Source organism: Chengkuizengella marina, assembly GCF_009910845.1.
GTDB lineage: Bacteria > Bacillota > Bacilli > Paenibacillales > KCTC-33759 > Chengkuizengella > Chengkuizengella marina.
Genome location: NZ_SIJB01000024.1, coordinates 82,633 through 108,174 on the forward strand (window position 1 = coordinate 82,633; position 25,542 = coordinate 108,174).

At 33.7% G+C, this 25,542-nt stretch carries 25 protein-coding genes and 1 other annotated feature; of the genes, 24 read left to right on the forward strand and 1 reads right to left on the reverse strand.

Annotation, left to right across the window (positions count from 1 at the left end):
• The 19 genes from mraY (at position 1) to ileS (ending at position 19,993) form a co-directional block, all read left to right on the forward strand.
• Positions 1 to 957, forward strand: a complete 957-nt coding sequence (mraY, locus tag ERL59_RS10765; RefSeq protein ID WP_160646224.1) for a phospho-N-acetylmuramoyl-pentapeptide-transferase — start codon at positions 1 to 3, stop codon at positions 955 to 957.
• Positions 958 to 970: 13 nt separating this feature from the next.
• Entirely contained in the window at positions 971 to 2,359 is a 1,389-nt protein-coding gene (murD, locus tag ERL59_RS10770; RefSeq protein ID WP_160646225.1) for a UDP-N-acetylmuramoyl-L-alanine--D-glutamate ligase, read from the forward strand.
• Between the two features lie 30 nt (positions 2,360 to 2,389).
• Positions 2,390 to 3,481 carry a stage V sporulation protein E gene (gene spoVE, locus ERL59_RS10775; RefSeq protein ID WP_160646226.1) on the forward strand — a complete coding sequence of 364 codons (1,092 nt, stop codon included), beginning with the start codon at positions 2,390 to 2,392 and terminating at the stop codon, positions 3,479 to 3,481.
• Between the two features lie 134 nt (positions 3,482 to 3,615).
• On the forward strand, positions 3,616 to 4,521 hold the full coding sequence (gene murB / locus ERL59_RS10780) for a UDP-N-acetylmuramate dehydrogenase (protein ID WP_160646227.1): 906 nt from the start codon (positions 3,616 to 3,618) through the stop codon (positions 4,519 to 4,521).
• A gap of 15 nt (positions 4,522 to 4,536) precedes the next feature.
• Positions 4,537 to 5,808: a UDP-N-acetylglucosamine 1-carboxyvinyltransferase gene (gene murA / locus ERL59_RS10785; RefSeq protein WP_160646228.1), complete on the forward strand. Its 1,272-nt coding sequence runs from the start codon at positions 4,537 to 4,539 to the stop codon at positions 5,806 to 5,808.
• 115 nt (positions 5,809 to 5,923) lie between these two features.
• On the forward strand, positions 5,924 to 6,724 hold the full coding sequence (locus ERL59_RS10790) for a cell division protein FtsQ/DivIB (protein WP_160646229.1): 801 nt from the start codon (positions 5,924 to 5,926) through the stop codon (positions 6,722 to 6,724).
• A gap of 195 nt (positions 6,725 to 6,919) precedes the next feature.
• The gene (gene ftsA / locus ERL59_RS10795; protein ID WP_160646230.1) at positions 6,920 to 8,173 is read left to right on the forward strand and encodes a cell division protein FtsA; all 1,254 of its coding nucleotides are present in this window, start codon (positions 6,920 to 6,922) and stop codon (positions 8,171 to 8,173) included.
• A gap of 83 nt (positions 8,174 to 8,256) precedes the next feature.
• Positions 8,257 to 9,375 (forward strand): cell division protein FtsZ, encoded by a 1,119-nt coding sequence (ftsZ, locus tag ERL59_RS10800; protein ID WP_160646231.1) that lies wholly within the window; start codon positions 8,257 to 8,259, stop codon positions 9,373 to 9,375.
• Between the two features lie 532 nt (positions 9,376 to 9,907).
• On the forward strand, positions 9,908 to 10,825 hold the full coding sequence (gene spoIIGA / locus ERL59_RS10805) for a sigma-E processing peptidase SpoIIGA (RefSeq protein WP_160646232.1): 918 nt from the start codon (positions 9,908 to 9,910) through the stop codon (positions 10,823 to 10,825).
• Between the two features lie 76 nt (positions 10,826 to 10,901).
• Entirely contained in the window at positions 10,902 to 11,624 is a 723-nt protein-coding gene (sigE, locus tag ERL59_RS10810; RefSeq protein WP_160646233.1) for an RNA polymerase sporulation sigma factor SigE, read from the forward strand.
• A gap of 129 nt (positions 11,625 to 11,753) precedes the next feature.
• The gene (sigG, locus tag ERL59_RS10815) at positions 11,754 to 12,545 is read left to right on the forward strand and encodes an RNA polymerase sporulation sigma factor SigG (RefSeq protein ID WP_160646234.1); all 792 of its coding nucleotides are present in this window, start codon (positions 11,754 to 11,756) and stop codon (positions 12,543 to 12,545) included.
• Between the two features lie 178 nt (positions 12,546 to 12,723).
• Positions 12,724 to 13,008, forward strand: a complete 285-nt coding sequence (locus tag ERL59_RS10820) for a YlmC/YmxH family sporulation protein (protein WP_160646235.1) — start codon at positions 12,724 to 12,726, stop codon at positions 13,006 to 13,008.
• A 200-nt stretch (positions 13,009 to 13,208) separates the two neighbouring features.
• Complete coding sequence (gene pgeF, locus ERL59_RS10825; protein WP_160646236.1) at positions 13,209 to 14,042, forward strand: peptidoglycan editing factor PgeF; 834 nt, start codon at positions 13,209 to 13,211, stop codon at positions 14,040 to 14,042.
• Positions 14,043 to 14,055: 13 nt separating this feature from the next.
• Entirely contained in the window at positions 14,056 to 14,739 is a 684-nt protein-coding gene (locus ERL59_RS10830) for a YggS family pyridoxal phosphate-dependent enzyme (RefSeq protein WP_160646237.1), read from the forward strand.
• A gap of 18 nt (positions 14,740 to 14,757) precedes the next feature.
• Entirely contained in the window at positions 14,758 to 15,201 is a 444-nt protein-coding gene (locus tag ERL59_RS10835; RefSeq protein WP_160646238.1) for a cell division protein SepF, read from the forward strand.
• Between the two features lie 6 nt (positions 15,202 to 15,207).
• Positions 15,208 to 15,477 (forward strand): YggT family protein, encoded by a 270-nt coding sequence (locus ERL59_RS10840; protein WP_160646239.1) that lies wholly within the window; start codon positions 15,208 to 15,210, stop codon positions 15,475 to 15,477.
• A gap of 9 nt (positions 15,478 to 15,486) precedes the next feature.
• Positions 15,487 to 16,269: a YlmH family RNA-binding protein gene (locus ERL59_RS10845; protein WP_160646240.1), complete on the forward strand. Its 783-nt coding sequence runs from the start codon at positions 15,487 to 15,489 to the stop codon at positions 16,267 to 16,269.
• 76 nt (positions 16,270 to 16,345) lie between these two features.
• Positions 16,346 to 16,867, forward strand: a complete 522-nt coding sequence (locus ERL59_RS10850) for a DivIVA domain-containing protein (protein ID WP_160646241.1) — start codon at positions 16,346 to 16,348, stop codon at positions 16,865 to 16,867.
• Between the two features lie 54 nt (positions 16,868 to 16,921).
• Positions 16,922 to 17,166, forward strand: a binding site (T-box leader).
• Positions 17,167 to 17,260: 94 nt separating this feature from the next.
• Entirely contained in the window at positions 17,261 to 19,993 is a 2,733-nt protein-coding gene (gene ileS, locus ERL59_RS10855) for an isoleucine--tRNA ligase (RefSeq protein WP_160646242.1), read from the forward strand.
• A gap of 86 nt (positions 19,994 to 20,079) precedes the next feature.
• Here the strand turns inward: ileS and ERL59_RS10860 are convergent, their stop codons facing one another.
• A complete protein-coding gene (locus ERL59_RS10860; protein ID WP_160646243.1) occupies positions 20,080 to 20,799 on the reverse strand; it encodes a TraR/DksA C4-type zinc finger protein in 720 nt (239 codons plus the stop codon).
• Between the two features lie 208 nt (positions 20,800 to 21,007).
• Between ERL59_RS10860 and lspA the strand changes: the two genes are divergently transcribed.
• From lspA to ERL59_RS10885, 5 genes are all read left to right on the forward strand, one after another.
• Positions 21,008 to 21,493, forward strand: a complete 486-nt coding sequence (lspA, locus tag ERL59_RS10865; RefSeq protein ID WP_160646244.1) for a signal peptidase II — start codon at positions 21,008 to 21,010, stop codon at positions 21,491 to 21,493.
• Between the two features lie 5 nt (positions 21,494 to 21,498).
• Complete coding sequence (locus ERL59_RS10870) at positions 21,499 to 22,431, forward strand: RluA family pseudouridine synthase (RefSeq protein ID WP_160646245.1); 933 nt, start codon at positions 21,499 to 21,501, stop codon at positions 22,429 to 22,431.
• A 100-nt stretch (positions 22,432 to 22,531) separates the two neighbouring features.
• Positions 22,532 to 23,773, forward strand: a complete 1,242-nt coding sequence (locus ERL59_RS10875) for an LL-diaminopimelate aminotransferase (RefSeq protein ID WP_160646246.1) — start codon at positions 22,532 to 22,534, stop codon at positions 23,771 to 23,773.
• 296 nt (positions 23,774 to 24,069) lie between these two features.
• Complete coding sequence (pyrR, locus tag ERL59_RS10880) at positions 24,070 to 24,609, forward strand: bifunctional pyr operon transcriptional regulator/uracil phosphoribosyltransferase PyrR (protein ID WP_160646247.1); 540 nt, start codon at positions 24,070 to 24,072, stop codon at positions 24,607 to 24,609.
• Positions 24,610 to 24,615: 6 nt separating this feature from the next.
• Positions 24,616 to 25,524: an aspartate carbamoyltransferase catalytic subunit gene (locus ERL59_RS10885; RefSeq protein WP_160646248.1), complete on the forward strand. Its 909-nt coding sequence runs from the start codon at positions 24,616 to 24,618 to the stop codon at positions 25,522 to 25,524.
• The last annotated feature ends 18 nt before the right edge of the window (positions 25,525 to 25,542 follow it).

The window sequence follows — 25,542 nt, forward strand, 5'->3', positions numbered from 1 at the left end:
GTGGACTATAATATTATGTATTGGACAATAGGGGTCTCATTTTTATTAGCATTGATTACAGGGCCACTATTTATTCCCATCCTGCGGAGGTTAAAATTTGGACAACAAATTAGAACTGAAGGACCACAGGGGCATTTAAAGAAAAAGGGGACACCGACCATGGGAGGGATCATCATCCTCTTAGCCTTGTCTATTTCATTCTATAGATTCTCAGATCATTTTGGTATGGAATTTTATATTCTAATCATTTCTACATTTGGCTTTGGATTAATTGGTTTCTTAGATGATTATATAAAAATTGTTTTTAAGCGTTCCATGGGTTTAAGTGCTAAACAAAAACTTCTTGGTCAGCTTTTTGTATCCATCTTGATTTGTGTATTGTTAAGTTCAATGGATTTCAGTACAGCTATTCATATACCTATTGCTGATATAACTATAAACTTAGGTTGGTTTTACTATCTTTTTATTATTATCGTATTACTTGGTACAACCAACGCAGTTAATTTAACAGATGGTTTAGACGGATTAGTATCCGGTACAAGTGCAATAGCTTTTGGTGCATTTGCAATTATTTCTATGATGAACACTCAGTTTGAAACAGCTGTTTTTTGTGCAGCGATGATTGGTGCTGTTTTAGGTTTTTTAGTATTTAATGCACATCCTGCAAAAGTGTTTATGGGGGATACGGGCTCATTAAGTATCGGTGGGGGCTTAGCTGCAGTTGCAATACTTACAAAAGCAGAGCTTTTATTAGTGGTCATTGGTGGGGTATTTGTCATAGAAAATCTATCCGTAATCATACAAGTCATCTCATTTAAAACTACAGGTAAACGTGTCTTTAAAATGAGTCCTATTCATCACCATTTTGAACTAAGCGGTTGGTCGGAATGGAGAGTTGTGATTTCATTTTGGCTGGTAGGTTTAATGTTAGCTGGTATTGGACTTTATATTTATTAAGGGGTTGTAAAGAATGAAACATCCCAGTTTCTATAAGGATAAAACCGTGCTTGTTTTGGGTCTGGCTAAAAGCGGACAGGCTGCTGCACAACTTTTTCGAGAATATGGTGCAAACGTAATAATTAATGATAAAAAAGAAAAAAAATTTTGTCCTGAGGCTGAGGCGTTAGAGGCATTAGGGATACCTGTTATTTGTGGAGGACATCCACCTGATTTAATTCATTCTAATATTGCTCTCATTGTTAAAAACCCAGGTATACCTTATCATGTACCACTTATTCAAAAAGCGATTCAAAAGGAAATTGAAATTGTTACTGAAATCGAAGTGGCATATCACATCAGTGCAGCGCCTATGATTGGTATTACAGGTTCTAACGGCAAAACAACAACAACGAGTATAGTTGGAGACATATTATCTGCAGCTAACCAAATGCCAATTGTAGCAGGGAATATCGGTACTCCATTATGTGAAGTTGCTAAAGATGCAGAGTCTAACCAATGGATTGTAGCAGAGTTAAGTAGCTTTCAATTAAAAGGAATTGGTCAGTTTAAGCCCAAAATATCTTGTTTATTGAACATTTATGAAACTCACTTAGATTATCATCTTAATTTAGAAGATTACATTAAATCTAAAAAAAATCTCTTTAAAAATCAAACTGCTGAGGATATTGCTGTAGTGAATTGGGATGATGAAATTTGCCGTAATATAGCTAAGAGTATCGAGGCTACAATTCTACCAATTTCGTCAAAAAAACGACTGGAATATGGGGTATATATCTCGAAGGGGAACATTGTATACAAGGATACCAATGGAGTTGAACATTCCATCATGGAAACACAGTCTTTAGGGGTGGGTGTAAAACATAATCAGGAAAATGCATTGTCTGCGGCAGCGATTGCTATTGCAGTAAATATCGATATGGAAGTTATTCGTAGTGTGTTAGAACATTTTAATGGTATTGAACATCGACTTGAATTTGTTGCTAATAAGGGTGGGATTGAATTTTATAATGACTCAAAAGCTACAAATCCGACTGCTACGAACAAAGCGTTAGAAGCATTTAAGAAAAATGTGATCTTAATAGCGGGTGGTTTAGACAGAGGATCGGATTATATGGAACTGTTGCCACTGTTTAAAAATAAAATAAAGGGACTTGTAACATTAGGTGAGACTAGAGAGAAATTAAATAAAATTGCTGAATTAGCAGAAATAAAATATTTACACTCTGTTGAAGCTTATGAGAATGAAAAAGATGCGATGAATCAAGCCGTGAGTTTATCAGAAAAAATAGCAAGAGAGGGGGACGTAATACTGCTATCTCCAGCATGTGCTAGTTGGGATATGTTTAAAACCTTTGAGGAACGTGGAAGAATGTTTAAGGAAGCGGTGCATAATCTTTAATAATAAAGGTTGTACTAGGAGGAGGATTTAATGTCAAAAATCCGTTCTGCACCAGATTCCTTAATTATTGTATCCACTTTATTACTTTTAGGAATTGGTTTAATAATGGTTTATAGTGCAAGTGCTGTTCTGGCTTTCCACAATTTTGGTGATTCCTTATTTTATTTAAAAAGACAGTTTATTTTTGCTGTTTTAGGAATCATTGCATTATTTGCCACAATGAATATTGATTATTGGACCTGGAAAAAATTTGCTAAACTAATTCTGACTTCAGGATTTATTATGTTAATACTCGTACTCATCATAGGAGATGTGCGTGGTGGAGCAAAGAGCTGGTTAGGAGTTGGCTCATTGGGCATTCAGCCTTCAGAATTTATGAAGCTAGCTATTGTTTTATTTTTAGCAAAATTCTTAGCTGAACGACAAACTGAAATTACTTCTTTTGTTAAAGGTTTAATGCCACCTTTATTACTCGTCGGTACATCATTTGCTATGATTATGTTACAGCCCGATTTGGGGACGGGTGCTGTACTTGTTGGAGCTTCTATCGTTGTCATTTATGTAGCCGGTGCAAAAATTTCTCATCTTGTTAGCTTAGCTATGATTGGAGTAGTAGGCTTAGTAGGATTAATTATAACAGCACCCTATCGTTTAAAACGTATTACTGGTTTTTTAAATCCATGGGAAGACCCATTAGGATCTGGTTATCAAATCATACAATCATTATATGCTATTGGGCCTGGTGGATTAGTTGGATTAGGTTTGGGAAGAAGTCGTCAAAAATACAATTATTTACCCGAACCACAAACTGATTTTATTTTTTCTATTATTTCTGAAGAACTTGGTTTTATAGGTGGAAGTGTTGTATTGCTTTTATTCTTGATATTGATATGGAGAGGGTTAAGAGTTGCAATTACAGCACCAGATTCATTTGGAAGTTTACTTGCAGTAGGAATCATAGGTATTATTGGAGTACAAGTGATGATTAATATCGGTGTTGTTATTGGTATGTTTCCAGTAACAGGGATCACTCTTCCACTCATAAGTGCAGGTGGTTCATCTTTAACTTTATTACTAACTGCAATCGGAATTTTACTTAATATCTCAAGATATTCAAGGTGAAAGAAGGATAATGTCTTCTACACTGTATTCTGATTTCCTGAAGTCTGTCTTGTAACCAATTGTCATGATAAAACATAAAATAACCTATAATCGTGGCAAAGCTAACTTATAACCCTGCAGAAGGAGGTTATCCCATGGAAAAAGTCATTGATGAATTACATGCAGCTGGGATTACTGAGGTGTATTTGAATGAACCAATGGCTGAATATACGACTTGGAAAATTGGTGGTCCTGCCGATTTATTCGTTGTGCCAGAAAATATAGAAATGTTAACGGAAACGATTAAAATCTTAAATAAACATCAAATCCAGTGGACACAAATTGGTAGAGGTTCTAATTTGCTTGTGTCGGATAAAGGAATCAGAGGAGCTGTTATCAAACTAGGAAAAGGATTTGAAACAGTACATTTTGATAAAAATCGGATATATGCTGGTGGATCTTATTCTCTAATTAAGTTAAGTGTTCTGGCTGGCAAAGAAGGGTTAACGGGTTTGGAATTTGCAGGAGGTATACCAGGCACTGTGGGAGGGGCCGTGTATATGAATGCAGGAGCTTGCGGGTCAGATATGTCACGAATACTATCAACAGCTAAGGTTGTACTGGAGACAGGGGAATTGGTTGAATGGTCAGCAGATGATTTAAAATTTGCATATCGTAATTCTATTCTTCATGCCAAAAAAGGTATCGTTGCTGAAGTTGTTTTAAATCTTGAGTACGGTGATCGTAAAGAAATTGCCTATTCTATGGCAACGCATAAAGAATATAGATTAAGGACTCAACCGTTGCAATTAGCATGTTCCGGGAGTGTGTTTAAAAATCCTGATCAGCATCACGCTGCTAAACTGATTGAACAAGCCGGTCTAAAAGGCACGCGTATTGGTGGAGCAGAAGTATCGACCCTACATGCCAATTTCATTGTCAATACAGATCAAGCGACAGCTAGAGACGTCCTCACCTTAATGGAACATATTCAGAAAGTAGTATATGAAAAATACGATGTACTTCTAGTTCCAGAAGTTTTGCAAGTAGGTGAGCGTTAATTCGGAGGTGAGACATTGGAGAAATTGGTTATCGAAGGTGGGATACCTCTTACAGGAACGATACGTATTCACGGATCAAAAAATGCAGCTTTACCTATTCTAGCGGCCTGTATACTAGTTGACGGTAAACATACAGTAGATAATGTTCCTGATTTACTAGATATAAAGGTCATGATAGAAATATTAAACGCGATAGGCTGTAAGGCTAACCACCAAGATGGAAGCGTAATACTGGATACGTCATCTATATATTCACATCATATTCCTGAAGATTTAATGAAACAAATGAGATCATCCATTTTTATGATGGGGCCTCTATTAGCTAGGTTTGGTCAAGTGCAGGTTTATCAACCTGGTGGATGTGCAATTGGAGAAAGAAAAATAGACTTGCACCTAAAAGGACTAAAATCGTTAGGGGCTACCATTGAAGAAACTAACAACACCATCATTTGCCGTGCAAAAAAATTAATCGGAGGAAATATTCACTTAGATTTTCCTAGTGTTGGTGCAACTGAAAATATTTTAATGGCAGCCGTATTGGCTGAAGGAGAAACAACGATTCATCAGGCGGCTAAGGAACCTGAGATCGTAGATTTGCAAAATTTCTTGAACGCGCTTGGAGCTAAAATTACAGGGGCAGGTACGGACACTATTCATATCGTAGGTGTAAAACAGCTAACACCATGTCAATACCGGATTATTCCTGATCGAATTGTAGCAGGAACATTAATGATTGCTACAGCTGTTACAGGTGGAAATGTGGAACTTACATCTACTTGTCCACAACATTTGGAATCCTTAATTCATGTGTTAAAAAAAGCGGATGTTCAAATTACTTTGAAAAATGATATAATTAACATTACTAGTATAGGTAGGCCTAAATCACTAGATCGAATTGTTACATCACCATACCCTGCTTTTCCTACAGATTTGCAATCACAGATTATGGTATTGTTATCTTTGTCTGATGGAATTACTACCATAAAGGAAAAAATATTCGAACAACGATTTAAACATGTTGATGAATTGAAAAAAATGGGTGCAGATATTCAAGTAAACAATAATATTGCTTATGTTCGAGGTGTTCCCAGACTATATGGAGCTTCAGTCAAGGCTACTGATTTAAGAGCAGGTGCAGCTTTAGTAGTGGCTGGATTAGCTGGAAAAGGAACAACTATAATTGAACATATTCATCATATAGATAGAGGATATGTAAATATTGAAAGTATTTTTAATCAATTAGGTGCAAATATAACTAGATGTGTTGAATCACCTGTGTCAAGATAATATCTCACAATCTTAGAGGTACTTGGAAACTGAACTTCTTGAATATGCATTATTTGAAAACTCAACAAAGAAAAACTTTGGTAAGTAATCAGGGAGCCTTATAGGTGGTGAACTTATGAAAAGACAAAACAGTGTGCCCATATTGCGCAATGAAAAAGCTAAACCACGCAGCAACCGAAAGCTGTTGCTGCTTCTTTTTTTGTTTTTTACTGTGATATTGGTTATTCTATTCTTTAACTCATCATTAAGTAAAATTAAGCAAATTTCATTTCAAGGAGCTCATATTTTATCTGAAAACGAACTTAGACAATCCCTTTTATTTAACGAGGGAGATTCTTATTTTTTTATAGAGGAAGAAAAGGCTATTGAGCAGTTAAAATCAAATAAAGTGATAGAGTCAATACAACTCAATAAGAAATTTCCTGGAAAAATTGAAGTTAAAATTAAAGAATTTCCTATTGTGGCTTATGAAATGAATACATTAACTAATCAAATAGAAGTTATATTTTCAAATGGTTTTACAATGGAAGCAAAAAATCATGAGATTATGATAGACAAGCCTATACTAACAGGGTGGTCTGAAGAATATAAGAATGTTAAAATTGAGCTTTGTAAAGTTTTAGAAGGGATACCTGATCAATTGCTTATTGAAATATCTGAAATCAGCCCACTCCCTCCTACCTTATCATATGATGATAAAATTATGATGTACACACGTTCAGCTTATGAAGTAGTTACATCTGTTAGTTATTTAGAAGAGAAGATTTTATATTTGGATAATACGATTAATAAATTAAAGCAAAACAACAAAATGTCTGGAAGAATTTATTTGTTGGATTCTGATACATATGAACCAATTGACATAGGAGAAAATGCTCAAATTAATAGTATAGAAGATTCAGTTGAAATCGATTGAATAATATATGAAATTATTACTTCTAAATATTAAGAAAAAATGTTAAAATTGTATTTATGGGATTAGATAGAGATAGATTCATATTTTTAAATTAATTTTACATAAAAAAAGAGGGAAAAATTAAGCTGTGTTGAATATGTTACAACAGAAGTGTATTCAAAAATATAATCTTTTTGAAACAGGAGGTGCCAAAGGGTGAGCAGCAATGAAACCATTGTTAGTTTAGACATCGGTACATCCAAAGTTCGAGTAATTATAGGTGAAATCCATAATGGTGCTATTAATATTGTAGGAGTAGGGTCTGCTGACTCTCAAGGAATTAGAAAAGGTGCTATCGTTGATATTGATCAGACTGTGCAATCTATTAAAAAAGCAGTTGATCACGCTGAACGTATGGTAGGTATACAAATTTCTGATGTATATGTAGGGATCTCTGGAAATCATATTGACTTACAGTCAAGTCATGGTGTAGTAGCTGTATCTAATGAAGATCGAGAGATCGGTTATGAAGACATAGAAAGAGTCCTTCAAGCATCTAAAGTAATAGCATTGCCACCAGAACGGGAGATCATCGGAGTTGTACCAAAGCAGTATTTAGTTGATGGGTTAGAAGGAATACAAGATCCAAAAGGCATGATAGGGGTTAGGCTTGAAGTTGAGGCAACAATCATAACAGGTGCCAAAACAAATGTTCATAATTTACTTCGTTGTGTAGAAAAAGCAGATTTAAGAATCTCAGGATTATCCTTACTGTCCCTTGCTTCTGCTCAATTGGCATTATCAAAAGATGAAAAAACTTTGGGAACCGTATTAGTAGATATAGGCGCTGGTGCGACTACACTAGCCGTTTTCGATCAAGGTAATTTAGTAAAAACGACGACATTGCCTGTCGGAGGAGATTACATCACAAATGATATTTCCATTGGGTTAAGAACCCAAACTGGAATTGCTGAAATGATTAAAATGAAATATGGATGTGCTTTAGTTGAAGATGCAGCTGAAGATCAGGTATTTAAAGTACCTCGTGTAGGAAGTAATTCTGAGAAGCAGTATTCACAAGTTGATTTGGCTCATATTATTGAACCACGTGTTAGGGAAATTTTTCAGCTTATTCATAAAGAAGTGAAGCAACTTACTGACAATGATATCGCTGGAGGTTATGTCATAACAGGTGGATCAGTTTCTATGCCAGGATTACTAGAAACAGCTCAAGAAGAATTGAAATCTTCAGTTAGAGTTGCAGTGCCTGATTATATTGGTGTTCGAGATCCATCCTACACAAATGGAGTTGGTATTATACAGTATGTTTATAAATATGCAATGTATCAATCTCTAGAAGATGAATCTTCAAGCTATAATCAGAATAAAGCTGTGAAAAGACCAACTAGAGCAACAAACAAACCAGGTGCCTACGAACGATTTAAAAACTGGTTAAGTGAATTTATATAATTATTATAACCAATTTATATCCTAGAAAATAACTTCTAGCTCTACTTAAGTGTATTGTTTAAAGGAGGGGGAAAATACCTACTATGTTAGAATTTGATATGGAAGTAGATCAACTAGCTAAAATAAAAGTAATTGGTGTCGGTGGTGGAGGTAGTAATGCAGTAAATCGTATGATAGAGTTCGGAGTTCAGGGAGTTGACTTCATTACTGTAAATACAGATGCTCAGGCACTTCATTTGGCTAAGTCTAACGATAAATTACAAATTGGAGAAAAGTTAACAAGAGGATTAGGTGCAGGTGCTAATCCAGATATAGGTAAGAAGGCTGCAGAAGAATCCAGAGAAATGATCATTCAACAATTGCAGGGAGCTGATATGGTTTTTGTAACTGCTGGAATGGGAGGCGGAACTGGAACAGGAGCAGCTTCTGTTATTGCAGAAATTGCAAAAGAATGCGGAGCTTTAACTGTAGGGGTGGTTACACGTCCTTTTACTTTTGAAGGTAGAAAACGTTCTTTACAAGCAGAACATGGAATCGCTGCTTTAAAGGAAAAAGTAGATACTTTGATCATTATTCCTAATGACCGTTTACTTGAAATTGTGGACAAAAAAACACCAATGCTTGAAGCTTTTGGTGAAGCTGATAATGTTTTGAGACAAGCTGTACAGGGTATTTCAGATCTTATTGCTGTACCTGGACTTATTAATCTGGATTTTGCCGATGTGAAAACCATTATGGCAGAACGTGGTTCAGCATTGATGGGAATCGGGGAAGGAACAGGTGAGAATCGTGCAGCAGAAGCAGCGAAAAAGGCGATTATGAGTCCACTGCTTGAAACCTCAATTGAAGGTGCTCGTGGTGTTATCATGAATATTACTGGTGGTTCAAATCTTAGCTTGTTTGAAGTGAATGAAGCAGTAGAGATGGTCACAGCTGCCTCTGATCCAGAAGTCAACATGATTTTTGGTGCGATAATTGATGATAAAATGAAAGATGACATCAAGGTTACTGTTATTGCAACAGGTTTTCAAAATCAAACTTCATCTGATTCATCATCATCATCACCACCTAAACAGAGTTCCAAATCTGTAGATTCAAGATTATCCAATTTAAAACCATTTGGAAACTATTCAGAGACTGAAGATCAATTGGATATTCCAACGTTTCTAAGAAATAAGAACAGAAATAGACATGATGATTAAAATTAATTAAATCAGTTTGGTTAAATTAAAAACCTTTCCAAAATGGTGGAGGTTATAAATAAAAAAAAATGTAAATACCTAAGCAATTTGTCCATATGAATAACTATTCATATGGACAAATTTTTTGCAACCTTTTAAGCTTATAATCCGTTTAAAATGTATGTGCATCATAATATTTATCTAGCATCACATTATTTACTAGAAAACATAAAAGCAACAAAAGTAAGGTTATACAATATGAGAATATGAAAAGGATCATTTAACAACCTAAATGATATAGAAAAAGATAAAATTATAACAATTAGAGTCTGCCTATGTGCAGCTCTATTTTTTTATAGACAAATCAAACACTTAAGTTAATTTATTAGTTTTTGTTAATTAATATAATTTCTTCGATTAAACCCTTTCATAGTAATTATAAAAATTCCTTTCATTCGACAAAAAAAGTTACTCCTAAGAGGCAAGTTTAGACAGACTTCGGAATAGAGTTACTATATACTTTTTTTATCTCAAATGTTAGGGAAGTTTGCAGATGATAATTTATTTGGATCTTGTATTTTTAATCAATTTCTTCATTGATGCTATCATACTACAATCAACAGCTTGGACATGTAAGTACAAATTGAAATGGTGGAGATTAATTTGTTCAGCATCGTTTGGAGCTTTATATGCGATGATGATGTTTTTGCCTTCATTAACTTTTATTTATACTTTTATGATTAAATGTGCGTTTTCTATTATTATGATTTTCCTTGCATTTGGGTTTAAACGGCTACAATCTTTTTTAAGACACCTTGCAACTTTCTATTTTATCAATTTTGTTGTTGCTGGTGGAATGTTTGCTCTACATTATTTTTTTCAAACATCAAATGAGATTTATAATGGGATGTTATTTACACAATCAGGAGGTCATGTTTTTCCTTTACAAATCAGCTTTTTCTTTTTACTTTTTTTATTTTTCATCATACTTTGGTTTTATCGAGGCGTCTTTAAAAGTTTGAAAAGTAAAGAGAGAATAACAAATTTCTTAGTAGATGTTGAGATTGTTATAGATGATTATATTGCTAGATGTAAAGGACTGATTGACACTGGAAATCAACTATATGATCCACTTACTAGAACACCTGTGATGGTTATGGATGTAATCTACTGGAAAGATGCACTTCCTGAAAACTGGTTAACCTACGTATCCCAAGTGAATACCGATTTGATGTTTGATAGTTTCGGCAGTGAAGATTTTAAATGGCAAGAAAGAGTAAGGTTAGTTCCGTATAAAGGTATTCACGCTACCAGTCAATTCATGCTTGCTGTAAAACCTGATAAGGTGGTGATTTTACAAGATGGCAAAAGCTTTGAAGTACACAAAGTATTGGTTGGAATGAAGGATGGAAAACTTTGTACAGATAACTCTTATCAGGCGATCATTCATCCATCGTTAATGGAAGTATAATGTTCTAGATTAATTCCAGCTCAAAAAGGTAATCTGAAAAAATTGTGCAACAGAATATTCTCTCAGGGAGGAAAAGATGCTTTCTAAATGGAGATTCGAATTACAAATTTATATTTTTAAAATTTTATTCTTATTAGGATACAAAAATGAAGAAATTTATTATATTGGTGGAAGTGAGGCTCTGCCTCCACCTTTGAGCCGTGAAGAAGAGGAAGTTTTGCTTAAAAAACTTTCTTCAGGAGATGCTGCTATTCGAGCCATGTTAATTGAAAGAAATTTAAGACTTGTTGTGTATATTGCAAGGAAATTTGAAAATACCGGGATCAATATTGAAGATTTGGTTTCTATTGGAGCTATCGGTTTAATTAAAGCGGTAAATACTTTTGATCCTACTAAAAAAATTAAATTAGCTACATATGCTTCACGGTGTATTGAAAATGAAATTTTGATGTACCTTAGACGCAATAATAAAGTAAGAACTGAGATATCTTTTGACGAACCTTTGAATATTGATTGGGATGGGAATGAATTATTATTATCCGATGTGATGGGTACAGAGAATGATGTCATTTACCGAAATATTGAAGAACAAGTTGATCGGAAGTTGCTAAAAAAGGCATTGGAAAAATTATCAGATCGAGAAAAAGTAATCATGGAATTGAGATTTGGTTTAGCTGATGGAGAAGAAAAAACCCAAAAAGATGTAGCTGATATGTTGGGTATTTCTCAATCCTATATTTCACGATTAGAGAAGAGAATTATTAAACGTTTGCGAAAAGAATTTAATAAAATGGTTTAAAGTCAGAGTGGTACTATGTTTAGTTAATTTTAGAAAAAAATGAATAAAAAGTTGTATTTTAATATTGGAATAAAAAATAATTCCAAGGGGATAATTAACATTAATGTTTCTCCTTGGGAGGTATTCACATTGACTCGAAACAAAGTTGAGATCTGTGGTGTTGACACCGCAAAGCTTCCAGTATTGAAAAATGCAGAAATGAGAGAATTATTCGTACAGTTACAGACTCACAATGAAATTTCAGCAAGAGAAAAATTAGTCAATGGCAATTTAAGATTAGTTTTAAGTGTCATTCAGAGGTTTAATAATCGAGGAGAGTTTGTAGATGATTTATTTCAAGTGGGATGCATTGGGCTTATGAAAGCAATTGACAACTTTGATTTAAGTCAGAATGTTAGATTTTCAACCTATGCTGTCCCCATGATTATTGGAGAGATTCGTCGATATCTGAGGGATAATAACCCGATTAGAGTATCACGTTCCCTACGTGATATCGCCTACAAAGCATTACAAGTTAGGGATAGTTTAACTAATCAAAACAACAGAGAACCGACCATATTTGAAATTTCTGAGGTATTGAATGTTCCGAAAGAAGATGTCGTATTCGCATTGGATGCAATACAAGACCCTGTCTCTTTATTTGAACCCATCTATCATGATGGAGGAGATCCAATTTATGTTATGGATCAAATAAGCGATGATAATAATAAAGATGTATCTTGGATTGAAGAAATTGCGCTAAGAGAAGCGATGAGAAAGCTGAATGAAAGGGAAAAAATGATTCTTTCAATGAGGTTTTTTGAAGGTAAAACACAAATGGAGGTTGCAGATGAAATAGGGATTTCACAAGCACAAGTGTCCCGTTTGGAAAAAACAGCAATATCTCAAATGCAAAAGCACGTTAAAACTTACGAGGGTTAAAGTATTACAAATATGGAGATTTGTCCTTTATTTGATAATAAAGGGCAGTCTCTTTTCTATTTCAGAAAAAGATCACCGATAGGTGATTTTTTTTATTTGCACTTTTTAAGGTACATATGGACATTTTACCTAACTTACACATATATTAATATAAATACTTAAAGATTGTGGTGATAACATGAAAATATCTGACTTCCAAACTAAGGATGTTATCAACATAGTGGATGGCAAAAAACTTGGTTCGGTTAGTGATTTAGAGTTAGATCTAAGACAAGGTAAAATTGATTCTATTGTTGTACCGAGTCAGGGGAAATTTTTTGGATTATTTAGTGGAGATAATGAGGTTGTGATACCATGGAGAAATATAGTTAAAATTGGAATGGATGTTGTACTTGTGAAACTTGATGACACAAGGGGATATCGAGCACCTGATGATGATGGAGAATATTATCAGAACTATTAATCACCAATTTATAAACTAACAATGACATGTTCCCGTAAGATCATTCTGTGGAAAAAATTCTTATTTTTTTACATTGAACGATCTTCTTCGGGATGTTTTTAAAAAAAGTCCTATTCTGAATGTGACTATGGTTCGATATTTTATTCTACTCTATTTTACAGGGTACTATTATGTTAAAATATAGCTAATGAGGTGAGAATATGGAGCCTTTTGTCAAAGTTTCTGAAGCACAAAAACCTACTTTATTGTATTTATCTAAATGGATGGAACAATACCCTCAATTATCAATAGGTTTCACAACGAGAGTAGGAGGAGTAAGTAAAGGTGATTTTGCATCTTTAAACTGTGGTTTACATGTAAATGATAATAAAGAAGATGTGATCACAAATCGCAAGATGATAGCTGAAGCAATTGGGTTTTCATTTGATACAGTAACCTGTTCAAATCAAGTGCATGGTGACGAAATTGCACTCATAACACAAGATGAAAAAGGAAAAGGAAGGTTGTCACAAGAAGATTCGATTCCTTTCAAGGACGCTTTAATTACAGATCAACCTAATATATGTTTAATTTCTTTTTATGCAGATTGTGTACCACTTTATTTTTTTGATCCTGTTCTACAAGTGATAGGAATTGCTCATGCTGGATGGAAGGGTACATATTTAGAAATCGCTAAAAAAACTATAATTAAAATGAGTGAAGCATACGGAAGTAAACCTGAAAATATTTTAGCTGGAATTGGTCCTTCCATTGGACATTGCTGTTATGAAGTAGATGAACGGATTATCAATCATTTTGAGGATACCTATTATCTTTATTCATTCATTCAAAGTAAAGGTAATGGTAAATATACGCTTAATCTAAAAGAAATGAATAGGCAAATTATGCTAAATGCAGGTATTCTACCAACTCAAATTGAAATTACTCAATATTGTACTGGATGTTCTTCAGACATGTTTTATTCTCATCGCATCGAAAAAGGTTCAACTGGACGAATGATGAGTTGGATTGGACTTAAAAGCCCTATTGCTTGAAGGAGAGGTAACCTTGGATTTACAAGAACGAATTCAACATATAGAATCACGTGTACAAGCTGCATGTAATCGATCAAATAGAAATAGGAAAGAAGTAGAGATCATAGCTGTGACCAAGTATGTGTCATTGGAAACGGCAGTGAATGCTGTTGAATTTGGTTGCAAGCACATTGGAGAGAATAGATGGCCAGATGCAGAGAAGAAAGTGAGTGTACTGAGTTCAAAATCGACCTTGCATTTTATTGGACACTTACAGTCTAAAAAAGTGAAACATATCATTGGCAAGTTTCCTTATATTCATTCCATTGATCGAATTTCTTTAGCAAATGAAATTGAGAAACAAGCCTTAATACAAGATATAAATGTAAATTGTTTTATTCAAGTGAATGTTTCTGGAGAAGAGTCCAAATATGGGATATCACCAGATGAACTTTTTACGTTTGCTGAAAATTTAAAATCATTTAAACGTTTAAACATCGTTGGATTGATGACGATGGCTCCACTTGAAGAAGATAAAGAAAAAACTAGACCTGTATTTAGAGAATTAAAACGATTGAGGGATCGTTTAAATGAAAAACATATTTATAATTACAAAATAAGTCATCTATCAATGGGGATGTCAAATGATTTTGAGATAGCCATTGAAGAAGGAGCTACTTTTATTCGTTTAGGTTCACAATTGGTTGGAAAAGAATAAAGGAGGCAAGAATAAGTCATGGGTGTTATTCATAAATTTTTAGATTTTTTTGGTTTACAGGAAGAAGAGGTAGTAAAAAAAGAGACAGTTATAGAAGAAATTGAAGATGACTCATTTGAAGAAGGGAAGCATTCTAACTCAATAAATGGAGCAAAAAATAATGTTGTTAGTATTCATTCAAACAAAAATAGTCGTGTTGTATTAAATGAACCGCGTTCATATGAGGAAACACAAGAAATTGCTAACCATATAAAGTCACGCAGAGCTGTCATCGTGAACTTACAGCGGGTTCGTTCTGATCAAGCATTGCGTATAGTGGACTTTTTGAGTGGAACGGTTTATGCTTTAAATGGTAATATATCAAAAATCGGTAGTAATATATTTTTATGTACACCTGACAGTGTAGAAATCGAAGGTTCGATTACCGAATTATTGCAAGAAGATATGGAAAGGAACAGGTGATAAACTTTGAGTATTGAAGGATTAATCGGGAGCATCTTGCAAATTTATATCTATATGATAATTGCTTACGTATTATTATCGTGGGTACCTAATGCAAGAGATAGCTTCATTGGTGAATTGCTGGGGAAAGTAGTAGATCCTTATTTGTCTATTTTTAGAAAAATTATTCCCCCTATTGGTGGTATGATTGATATTTCTCCAATTATTGCAATCATTGCATTACAATTTGCAGCGTCTGGTTTAGCTAGTGTAATTGCATTTATATTAGGTGGTTAAATGTCATAAATGAAAACATTTATATACGAACATTTTCATGCAGATGAACACACCTTTGTTGATAAAGTTTTTGATTGGATTACAAGAACCGAAGAGAAACATATCACAAAACTTACTGATTTTCTTGATCCCAGACAAACCTATATTCTAGAAACGATGATCAATTCAAATTTAAATGTTCAACATTTGTTATTTGGGGGATATACAGATGCTGAAAGAAAGAGAGCTCTGATAGCCCCTGATTATTTGATGATTAAGAAAGATGAAGTTCCCATTCAAGTACTTTCAATTCAATCTGATGATGTTAAATTTTCAAAGTTAATCCATGGAGATTTTTTAGGAGCAATTTTAGGACTAGGAATCAAAAGAGATAAAATAGGAGATTTGCATATATTGCAGGATCAATGTCAGTGTATTGTTGCAGAAGAAATTATTGATTACGTGAATTTACACTTGAATCAAGTCCACAGAGTTCATGTAAGTACGGATATTGTTCCATTAAATCAGTTAAATCCTATACCAGTTGAAATGAAAGAAAGTTACATTACAGTGTCTTCACTACGTTTAGATAACATTATTAGTGATGCAGTAAAAATGAGTCGATCAAAAATATTACCCTACATAAAAACAGGAAAGTGCAAAGTGAATTGGAAAGTAGAGGAAGATCCTTCAAAAGCTTTAGTTGAGGAAGATATCATTTCCTTAAAAGGATTCGGTCGAATTAAAATAATTAGTATTGAAGGATATACAAAAAAAGGCAACATCCGATTAAAGGTTGGAAAATACATTTAAAGATTTTGCAGGAATTTAACACTTATCGTCGAATGTTAACACTTATAAAATTATTATGTTTCAAGGAGGTGCAGGAATGTCACTAACACCATTAGATATACATAACAGAGAATTTTCTAAAGCATTTCGCGGATATGATGAAGACGAAGTAAATGAGTTTCTGCAACAGATCATTAAAGATTATGAAGTACTTATTCGTGAAAATAAAGATCTGAAAGAACAAGTAGGGGCAATGAAAGAAAAATTAGAACACTTTTCTAATATTGAAGATACATTAAGTCAAACGATTATCGTCGCCCAAAATACTGCAGATGAGGTAAAATCAAATTCTAAAAAAGAAGCTGAACTCATTATAAGAGAGTCTGAGAAAAATGCGGATCGAATCATAAACGAATCGTTAGCTAAATCAAGAAAAATAGCACTTGATAATGAGGAATTAAAAAAACAAGCTTCTATTTATCGAACAAGATTCCGTTCATTATTAGAAGCACAATTAGAAATGTTAAATGATCAGAGTTGGGAATGGGATTCACTAGAAAAGGATTCAAACCATACTATTGATTACCTTTCAGATGAGAAAATTTCTAAAGCTGAATAACTTGTACATTGACTCTAACTAAAAATTTAGATATACTGCTGTATTATAATCTTTTATAAAACGTTGATTGGGATCAGTAAATCGAATATACAGATTCAGCGAGTTAGGGAACGGTGAAAGCCTAATATCTGTTAACGGTTGAATATCACCCATGAGTATATACTTGAAAAAACATGGAAATATAGACTGTTATAGTAGAGTATGTCGGATGATTCCGTTAAAGATCATGAAAGTGATAATACAAAATGATTTAGTATTATTATTAGGGTGGTACCGCGAGCATACTTCTCGTCCCTTTTGGGATGAGGAGTTTTTTTTATTCATCGAGGTTTCCGAAGAGCCACCGCAAGTAATTTTCTTATATTTCAGATATATTTTAGTGAGGTGTAAATAATGGATTATGGAAAAACATTAAATTTACCGCAAACAGATTTTCCAATGCGCGGTAATCTGCCAAAAGCAGAACCAAGTATTCAAAAATGGTGGGATGAAATTAATATTTATGAGAAAGTGCAAAAACATCAGGAAGGTAAACCATTATTCATATTACATGATGGTCCACCATATGCAAATGGAGATACACATATTGGTCATGCTTTAAATAAAGTTTTAAAAGATATTATTGTTCGATACAAAACGATGCAAGGCTTTCATGCTCCATATGTTCCAGGGTGGGATACACACGGATTACCCATCGAAGCAGCGATAGCTAAAAAAGGGAAAGTAGATAGAAAAAAATTAAGCATATCCGAGTTTAGGGACTATTGTAAAGATTATGCTTTGAATTGGGTAGGAAAACAAAAAGAGCAATTCAAAAGATTAGGTGTTAGAGGAGATTGGGATCACCCTTACCTTACATTACAACCTGAATATGAAGCAGAGCAAATTCGTGTATTTGGTGAAATGGTGAAAAAAGGTTATATCTATAAGGGCTTAAAATGTGTGTATTGGTCTCCTTCTTCTGAAAGTGCCTTAGCAGAAGCTGAAATTGAATATCACGACAAGAAGTCACCTTCTATTTACGTAGCATTTCAAGTAAAGGATGGAAAAGGAATTTTACCAGAGGATGCTTCTATTGTTATTTGGACAACAACACCGTGGACATTGCCAGCAAATCTAGGAATTTCTTTACATCCTGAATTTGATTACTTGATGGTAGATGTGAACGGAAAAAAATATGTTGTAGCTGAAGGTTTATTAGATTCATTAAAAAAAGAACTAGATTGGGACTCCCTTAGTATTATTGATCAATTTAAGGGAAATGAACTTGAGAATATCACATGTTCACATCCGTTCTATGATCGTGAATCTTTAGTCATGCTAGGCGAACATGTTACTTTGGAAGCAGGTACAGGTTGTGTTCATACTGCCCCTGGACATGGTGAAGATGACTTTGAGATCGGAGCAAAGTATGGATTAGATGTGCTTTGTCCAGTTGATGATCAAGGGAAATTTACTAAAGAAGCTCCAGGGTTCGAAGGATTATTCTATGATAAAGCGAATAAAATCATTACAGAAAAGTTAGAAGGTTCTGGCCACCTATTAAAATTGGAATTTATGCAGCATCAATATCCTCATGATTGGAGAACAAAAAAACCAGTCATTTATCGAGCAACAGAACAGTGGTTTGCTTCTATAGATAAGTTCAGAAACGTGATGCTTGAAGAAATTAAAAATGTAAAATGGACACCAGAATGGGGGGAAACCCGCCTTCATAATATGATCCGAGATCGTGGAGATTGGTGTATTTCACGCCAAAGAACATGGGGAGTACCAATTCCAATTTTTTATTGTAAAAGTTGTAATCATGAGTTGTTAAATGACCAAACTATTCATTTTGTTGCTGATGTGTTTTCCAAAGAAGGTTCTAATGCTTGGTTTATTAAAAATGAGAATGAATTAATGCCTAATGGAACGACATGTCCATCATGTGGTCATGATGAATTTAAAAAAGAAACGGATATTATGGATGTTTGGTTTGATTCAGGATCTAGTCATCAATCTGTATTAGAATTTAGAGACAACTTACGTTATCCAGCAGACCTATATTTAGAAGGATCTGACCAATATCGTGGATGGTTTAATTCATCTTTAATTACAAGTGTTGCGGTAAATGGTATTGCACCATATAAAGAAGTGCTTAGTCATGGTTTCACTTTAGATGGAGACGGTCGTAAGATGTCTAAATCATTAGGGAATACGATTGACCCAATTAAAGTAAGTAATCAACTAGGAGCTGAAATATTACGTCTTTGGGTATCTTCTGTGGATTACCAAGCGGATCAAAGAATTTCAGACAATATTTTAAAACAAACATCTGAAGTATATCGAAAAATTAGAAATACGTTGAGATTTTTCTTAGGAAATTTAACAGGCTTCAATCCAGCAACAGATCAAGTCTCCTATGATCAATTGAGTGAATTAGATCAGTTTGCTCTTATTCGCTTAAATAAAATGTTGGAAAAGGTTTCTAGTGCATATAATAGATATGATCTTAATGTTGTGTATCAATCTGTTCATCATTTTTGTTCTGTTGAAATGAGTGCATTTTATCTAGACATCGTAAAAGATACTTTATATGTTAATGACTTAAATGATCCAAAACGAAAAGCAGTGCAAACTGTATTATATGAAGCTTTAGTAGTGATTGCAAAATTAATTGCTCCAATCTTACCTCATACAGCAGATGAAGTATGGAAGTTCATTCCTGACGTTGAATTGGAAAGTGTACAGTTAGCAAACTTTCCAGTCGTTAATACAGACGTATTTGAAGAGAAACTTGAACATAAATGGAATCAATTCATGGAAATTCGTGAGGAAGTATTTAAAAAATTAGAGGAAGCACGGAAAGATAAGATTATTGGGAATTCTTTAGCTGCAGCATTGGATTTATATCCAAATCTTGCTACTTCAGAACTTCTCAAACAATTTCCTAATCTAAACGAATTATTTATCGTTTCTGACGTTTCTGTCCATAAACCAAGTGAAATAGAAGGAATTATTCAAGTGGAGGTTTCAGTAGCTGATGGTGAAAAATGTGAGCGATGTTGGATGGTTACAACAGATGTAGGGGAGGACACAACTCATCCAACATTATGTCAAAGATGTGCATCCATTATTGCGTAATGAATAATAAAAACGTTTAAAGAAAAAACGAGCCAGATTAAAGGCTCGTTTTTATTTTATAAATTTTATAAATAAAATAGGTATTTTCAATCCATTCCATTCATTTCTAATTCGTGATCTCCTTCACCATTTGCCATATATTTTTGGTATTCTACATTTCGAATGACAGATGTATGATTACCATATAAATTAGTGGCTAAGAAACTTTCAATGGGTTCCACATACTCGTTTTCATCGGATTCAACGTACATGTGGTTAAAATCGTGAATTTCTTGTTCCTCTGCCATCGCTGGACTATCTGACGTTCCCCAGCTTTCTACAACTTGCCAAGCATCTTCTCCATCAAATTGATTTTGTTCTTCATGTTCATCTAAACTCGTTCGTCCAAATGGTGGATTTAAAAATGATTCTTCAATAGGTCTTTGATGGGAAGTATGTTTTCCTTGAGAATGTTTTAAACAATATTGTGTGGTAGGAACAGCTTGCAATCGCTCAAAGGGGATATTTTTCCCACAAGTGATACAAACTCCATACTGTTCATTTTCAATACTCTTTAACGCTCTAATGACATCTTCTAAATGGTATTCTGTATTTTCATTTAAAGCAATATCTTTTCCACGTTCATAAGTTTCTGTGGCTAAATCAGCTGGATGATTATCGTAACTTGATAATTCTCCAGTGGATTCTTTTTGAGATTGCGACAGGCCAAAATGATCGTTTTCGTTAAGTTGCTCTTGTAGGTTGTTTTTTTCTTGAAGTAGCTGTTGATATAACATATTTAATTGATTTTCATTTAGACCAGACATTCTATAAGCTCCTCTTCTGTGAGTTTCGAGTTTCTTTTTAGAGGTTGTTGTTCATGACTTTATTCTTCTCAAAGGTTCATGAAATTAAAGAGGTAATTCCATGTATTGATGGGAATGCTCATGTACTTCATAGACTTTACGTTCTATGCTATGCTACAATTATCGAATGTAAGGTGTATTATTTTTTTTGATTAGGAGGATATGTTATTTGAGGTATTATCTGATTGCCTTTATTATGATTTTATTAGATCAAATTTCTAAATGGATGATTATAAATTATTTGGAAATAGGGGATCGTATATCTGTTATAGGAGATTTTTTTCAAATCACTTCTCATCGTAATAAAGGGGCGGCCTTTGGTATTTTACAGAATAAACAATTGTTTTTTATTATTATTACAATTATTATTGTAGTTATGGTTATTTGGTTTTTGGAACAATCAAAAAAAGAAAATCGCCCTGTATTGTGTGTAGCACTTAGTTTAATATTAGGTGGGGCAATTGGGAATTTTATTGATAGGGTAAGAATGGGTGAAGTGGTTGACTTTTTAAGTTTTAACTTTAAGTTTACTTTATTTGGTTTTGAAGTTGACTATCCTTTTGCCATTTTTAATATTGCAGATTCAGCAATAGTGGTTGGTGCAATTTTAGCAGCAGTAATTACCTTTTTCAGTGTAAAGAAAGGTGAGGTTTAATCTTCATGTTATACGAAGACATCTATGATAATGAATTAATCTGGAGAGGTACTCCTAATTTAGATGGTATTAGAATTGATAAGTTTTTATCAGAACAGTTTGAGGGCATATCTAGAACACAAATACAGCAATGGATAAAAGAAGGACATGTTTCTGTAAACAAATCATCCATTAAAGCCAATTATAAAATACAAAATGGGGATGAAATTAAATTATTAGCTCCAGCTCCAAGTGAGTTAGAAATTACTGCAGAATCCATTCCGTTGGACGTTGTATATGAGGATCAACATCTTATCGTTGTGAATAAACCTAGGGGGATGGTCGTTCATCCTGCTCCAGGAAATTATTCAGGCACTTTAGTAAATGCTTTATTAGCTCATTGTAAGGACTTATCAGGTATTAATGGGAAATTGAGACCAGGAATTGTACATCGTATTGATAAAAATACATCAGGGTTATTAGTTTCTGCAAAGGATGATGTAGCTCATACTGGATTATCTGAGCAACTAAAAAATCATACCGTTCATCGAAAATATATAGCTGTTGTACATGGGAAGCTATCTCATTTACAAGGAACGATAAATGCACCAATTGGAAGAGATCCTAAAGATCGTAAAAGTTATATGGTAACAAATAAAAATAGTAAAAAAGCGGTGACACATTTTGTTGTTTTGGAACAATTCAAAAACTATGCTTTATTAGAGCTAAGATTAGAAACAGGTCGTACCCATCAAATCAGAGTACATATGAAATTTATCGGTCATCATCTTGTTGGAGATCCTACCTATGGACGAAATAAAGGAATATCCATGGAAGGGCAAGCTTTACATGCAGCAGAGTTAGGTTTTGTACATCCTATTACAGGGGAAAACTTAATGTTCACAGCACCTGTTCCTGACGATATAAATAGTGTTATTGATAAAATAAAGAGTCAATAATTTTTTTATTTGTTTCAGAGTACAAAAATAATGTATAAAAGTCTATTTTCTTATTTAATTCATCATGATAAATTATGTAGATTAAAGGAGTTGAATTATAATGATAGAGGAAAATTACATACAGAATCTTTTCGCAGAAAGAATCGGTGGAAAAAATTATGGAAAAGATACGGAAATTTATAAATTCGAAAAAATTAAACGTGCAAAAATAGCTGCTAAAGCTGAACATCCAAATATAGAATTAATTGATATGGGTGTTGGCGAACCTGATGAAATGGCAGATGCTGGCATTGTAGCTAAGCTTGCTGATGAAGCAGCTAAGCCTGAAAATAGAGGTTATGCAGATAATGGGATTCATGAATTTAAAACAGCTGCAGCTAATTATTTAAAAAATGTTTTTGGTGTAGATGGGATTGATGCTGATCTAGAAATCAATCATTCTATTGGTTCCAAACCAGGTTTAGCAATGTTGCCCAGCGCATTTATCAATCCTGGGGATATTACGATTATGACTGTTCCTGGTTATCCTGTATTAGGAACACATACAAAATACCTTGGAGGGGAAGTTTATAATGTACCATTACTAAAAGAAAATCATTTTTTACCTAACTTAGATTCAATCCCAGAAGAAATTTGTACAAGAGCAAAATTATTTTATTTAAATTATCCTAATAATCCAACTGGTGCTGGTGCAACAGTCGAATTCTTTGAAAAGGTCATTGCCTTTGCTAAGAAATATGATATCGTAATCGTACATGATGCTCCTTATGCAGCATTAACTTATGACGGTGTAAAACCATTTAGTTTCCTTTCTGTCCCGGGTGCAAAAGAAGTAGGTATAGAATTTCACTCTTTATCTAAATCTTATAATATGACAGGTTGGAGAATTGGATTTATTGCTGGTAATGCTTTAGTTGTAAAAGCATTTAAAGATATTAAGGATAATAATGATTCTGGTCAATTTATTGCAATTCAAAAAGCAGCTGCATATGGTTTAGAGCATCCAGAAATTACTGAGAAAATTGCAGAAAAATATTCAAGACGTCATGATATGTTAGCAAAAGCCTTGAATGAAGTCGGATTTAACGCAGAAAAACCAAAAGGATCGTTTTTTATGTATGTGGAAGCACCTAAGGCGATTAAAGGTGGGCAGACTTTCGAAACAGGAGAGGATTTCTCCCAATATTTAATTCGTGAAAAACTAATTTCTACAGTTCCATGGGATGATGCAGGACGTTTTGTCAGATTTTCTGTAACTTTTAATGCTTCTGGTGTTGAAAAGGAAATTGAAATTATTAATGAAATTAAGCTTCGTTTATCGGATGTTGAATTTATATTTTAGGTAATAATCTATATTATTATCTATTGACTTTATCATCGAATAATGTCATAATTTTAAAAATGAATATTGATATGAACCTTTAAAAACAGTCCCGTGAGGCTGGCAAGGTGAACGATTTATACAAATAGCAAAAAACATGCTTGTATTTTTATACAAAAAATTGCATGATTATGCTAATCTGTTTGTATATGTAAATCCTTGCCCCTAATGGGTAAGGATTTTTTTTATAACTTAAACAAAAAGTACCTCTAATGATGGATTGTATACATTAGTGAAGCTGATTAGGTGGTGAGATAATGAGTTTAGGACACGTACTCATGGATGAAATTGCAATTCGAAGAGCACTAATAAGAATTGCTCATGAGATATTGGAAAAAAACAAAGGCGTAGAAAATTGTGTGCTTGTAGGTATTCGAACAAGAGGAATTTATTTAGCAAAAAGAATCGCTGATAAAATCGGGGAAATTGAAGGTATACCTATTCCAATGGCTGAATTAGATGTTACTTCTTATCGTGATGATGTTTCCAACGAAAAAACGAAGGAACAGCATCAAACATTTACAAGTTCATTTATTCAAGATAAAAAGATTATATTATTTGATGATGTTCTATATACGGGAAGAACAGTAAGAGCTGCAATGGATGCATTGATTGATATGGGAAGACCCAAAATGATACAGCTTGCTGTTTTAGTGGATAGAGGTCATCGAGAATTACCTATTAGACCCGATTATGTTGGAAAGAATATTCCTACCTCTAAATTGGAGAATATTAATGTATCTTTGACAGAAGTTGATTCTGATGATCAGGTTGTAATTAAACAACAAAGGAGTTAGATATTTATGCATCAACTGAAGGTTGGATTAGATAAACATTTATTAGGTTTAAAAGGATTAAGTAAAACGGAAATTTTAGGTATATTAAATCGTGCATCTTATTGGGAAAACTACCCCACAAAAGTAACAAACTATTTGTCAGGGCATTTTGTTGCAAATATGTTTTTTGAAAATAGTACACGAACTCGTTTTTCGTTTGAAATGGCAGAAAAACGACTAAGCACTGAAGTACTAAATTTCTCAGCAGCAGTTTCTAGTGTACAAAAAGGTGAATCCATATACGATACTGTAAAAACATTAGAGTCAATGGGTATTGATGCCGGTGTTATTCGTATTAAGCCGATAGGAGTTTTACAAGAGTTGGCTCCCAAAATAAAAATTCCTCTCATTAATGCAGGGGATGGAAATAATGAGCATCCTACACAAGCATTATTAGATATTTATACAATGAGAAAACATTTTGGTTATATTGAAGGTCTTCATGTATCTATCATAGGTGACATTTTACATAGTCGTGTGGCTCGTTCCAACCTTTGGGGGTTACTAGCCATGGGTGCAAAAGTAAGCTTTTGTGCACCGCGAAACATGCAAGCTCCAGAATTAGCAGAATTCGCCCCATATGTTTCCATAGAAGAAGCAATAAAAGCAGATGTCGTTATGATGCTGCGTGTACAATTAGAAAGACATGATCAAGGCATGATTAAATCAGCTGAACAGTACAGAGAATTATTTGGTTTAACAGAGAAGCGAGAAAGAAATTTAAAAGATCATGCCATTATTATGCATCCTGCACCAGTAAACCGAAACGTGGAAATTGATGATTCCCTAATAGAACATCCAAGATCAAAAATTTTCTCACAAATAAGTAATGGAGTACCTATTCGAATGGCAGTCATTGAAAGAGCTTTAACATAAATTAAAAGGAACTAAAAT

Bases quoted from the DNA above. Each gene is read 5' to 3' on its own strand.
- murD (WP_160646225.1), top strand. From the start codon at position 971: ATGAAACATCCCAGTTTCTATAAGGATAAAACCGTGCTTGTTTTGGGT.
- spoVE (WP_160646226.1), top strand. From the start codon at position 2,390: ATGTCAAAAATCCGTTCTGCACCAGATTCCTTAATTATTGTATCCACT.
- murB (WP_160646227.1), top strand. From the start codon at position 3,616: ATGGAAAAAGTCATTGATGAATTACATGCAGCTGGGATTACTGAGGTG.
- ERL59_RS10790 (WP_160646229.1), top strand. From the start codon at position 5,924: ATGAAAAGACAAAACAGTGTGCCCATATTGCGCAATGAAAAAGCTAAA.
- ftsZ (WP_160646231.1), top strand. From the start codon at position 8,257: ATGTTAGAATTTGATATGGAAGTAGATCAACTAGCTAAAATAAAAGTA.
- spoIIGA (WP_160646232.1), top strand. From the start codon at position 9,908: ATGATAATTTATTTGGATCTTGTATTTTTAATCAATTTCTTCATTGAT.
- sigE (WP_160646233.1), top strand. From the start codon at position 10,902: ATGCTTTCTAAATGGAGATTCGAATTACAAATTTATATTTTTAAAATT.
- ERL59_RS10820 (WP_160646235.1), top strand. From the start codon at position 12,724: ATGAAAATATCTGACTTCCAAACTAAGGATGTTATCAACATAGTGGAT.
- pgeF (WP_160646236.1), top strand. From the start codon at position 13,209: ATGGAGCCTTTTGTCAAAGTTTCTGAAGCACAAAAACCTACTTTATTG.
- ERL59_RS10835 (WP_160646238.1), top strand. From the start codon at position 14,758: ATGGGTGTTATTCATAAATTTTTAGATTTTTTTGGTTTACAGGAAGAA.
- ERL59_RS10845 (WP_160646240.1), top strand. From the start codon at position 15,487: ATGAAAACATTTATATACGAACATTTTCATGCAGATGAACACACCTTT.
- ERL59_RS10850 (WP_160646241.1), top strand. From the start codon at position 16,346: ATGTCACTAACACCATTAGATATACATAACAGAGAATTTTCTAAAGCA.
- ileS (WP_160646242.1), top strand. From the start codon at position 17,261: ATGGATTATGGAAAAACATTAAATTTACCGCAAACAGATTTTCCAATG.
- ERL59_RS10860 (WP_160646243.1), bottom strand. From the start codon at position 20,799: ATGTCTGGTCTAAATGAAAATCAATTAAATATGTTATATCAACAGCTA.
- ERL59_RS10870 (WP_160646245.1), top strand. From the start codon at position 21,499: ATGTTATACGAAGACATCTATGATAATGAATTAATCTGGAGAGGTACT.
- ERL59_RS10875 (WP_160646246.1), top strand. From the start codon at position 22,532: ATGATAGAGGAAAATTACATACAGAATCTTTTCGCAGAAAGAATCGGT.
- pyrR (WP_160646247.1), top strand. From the start codon at position 24,070: ATGAGTTTAGGACACGTACTCATGGATGAAATTGCAATTCGAAGAGCA.
- ERL59_RS10885 (WP_160646248.1), top strand. From the start codon at position 24,616: ATGCATCAACTGAAGGTTGGATTAGATAAACATTTATTAGGTTTAAAA.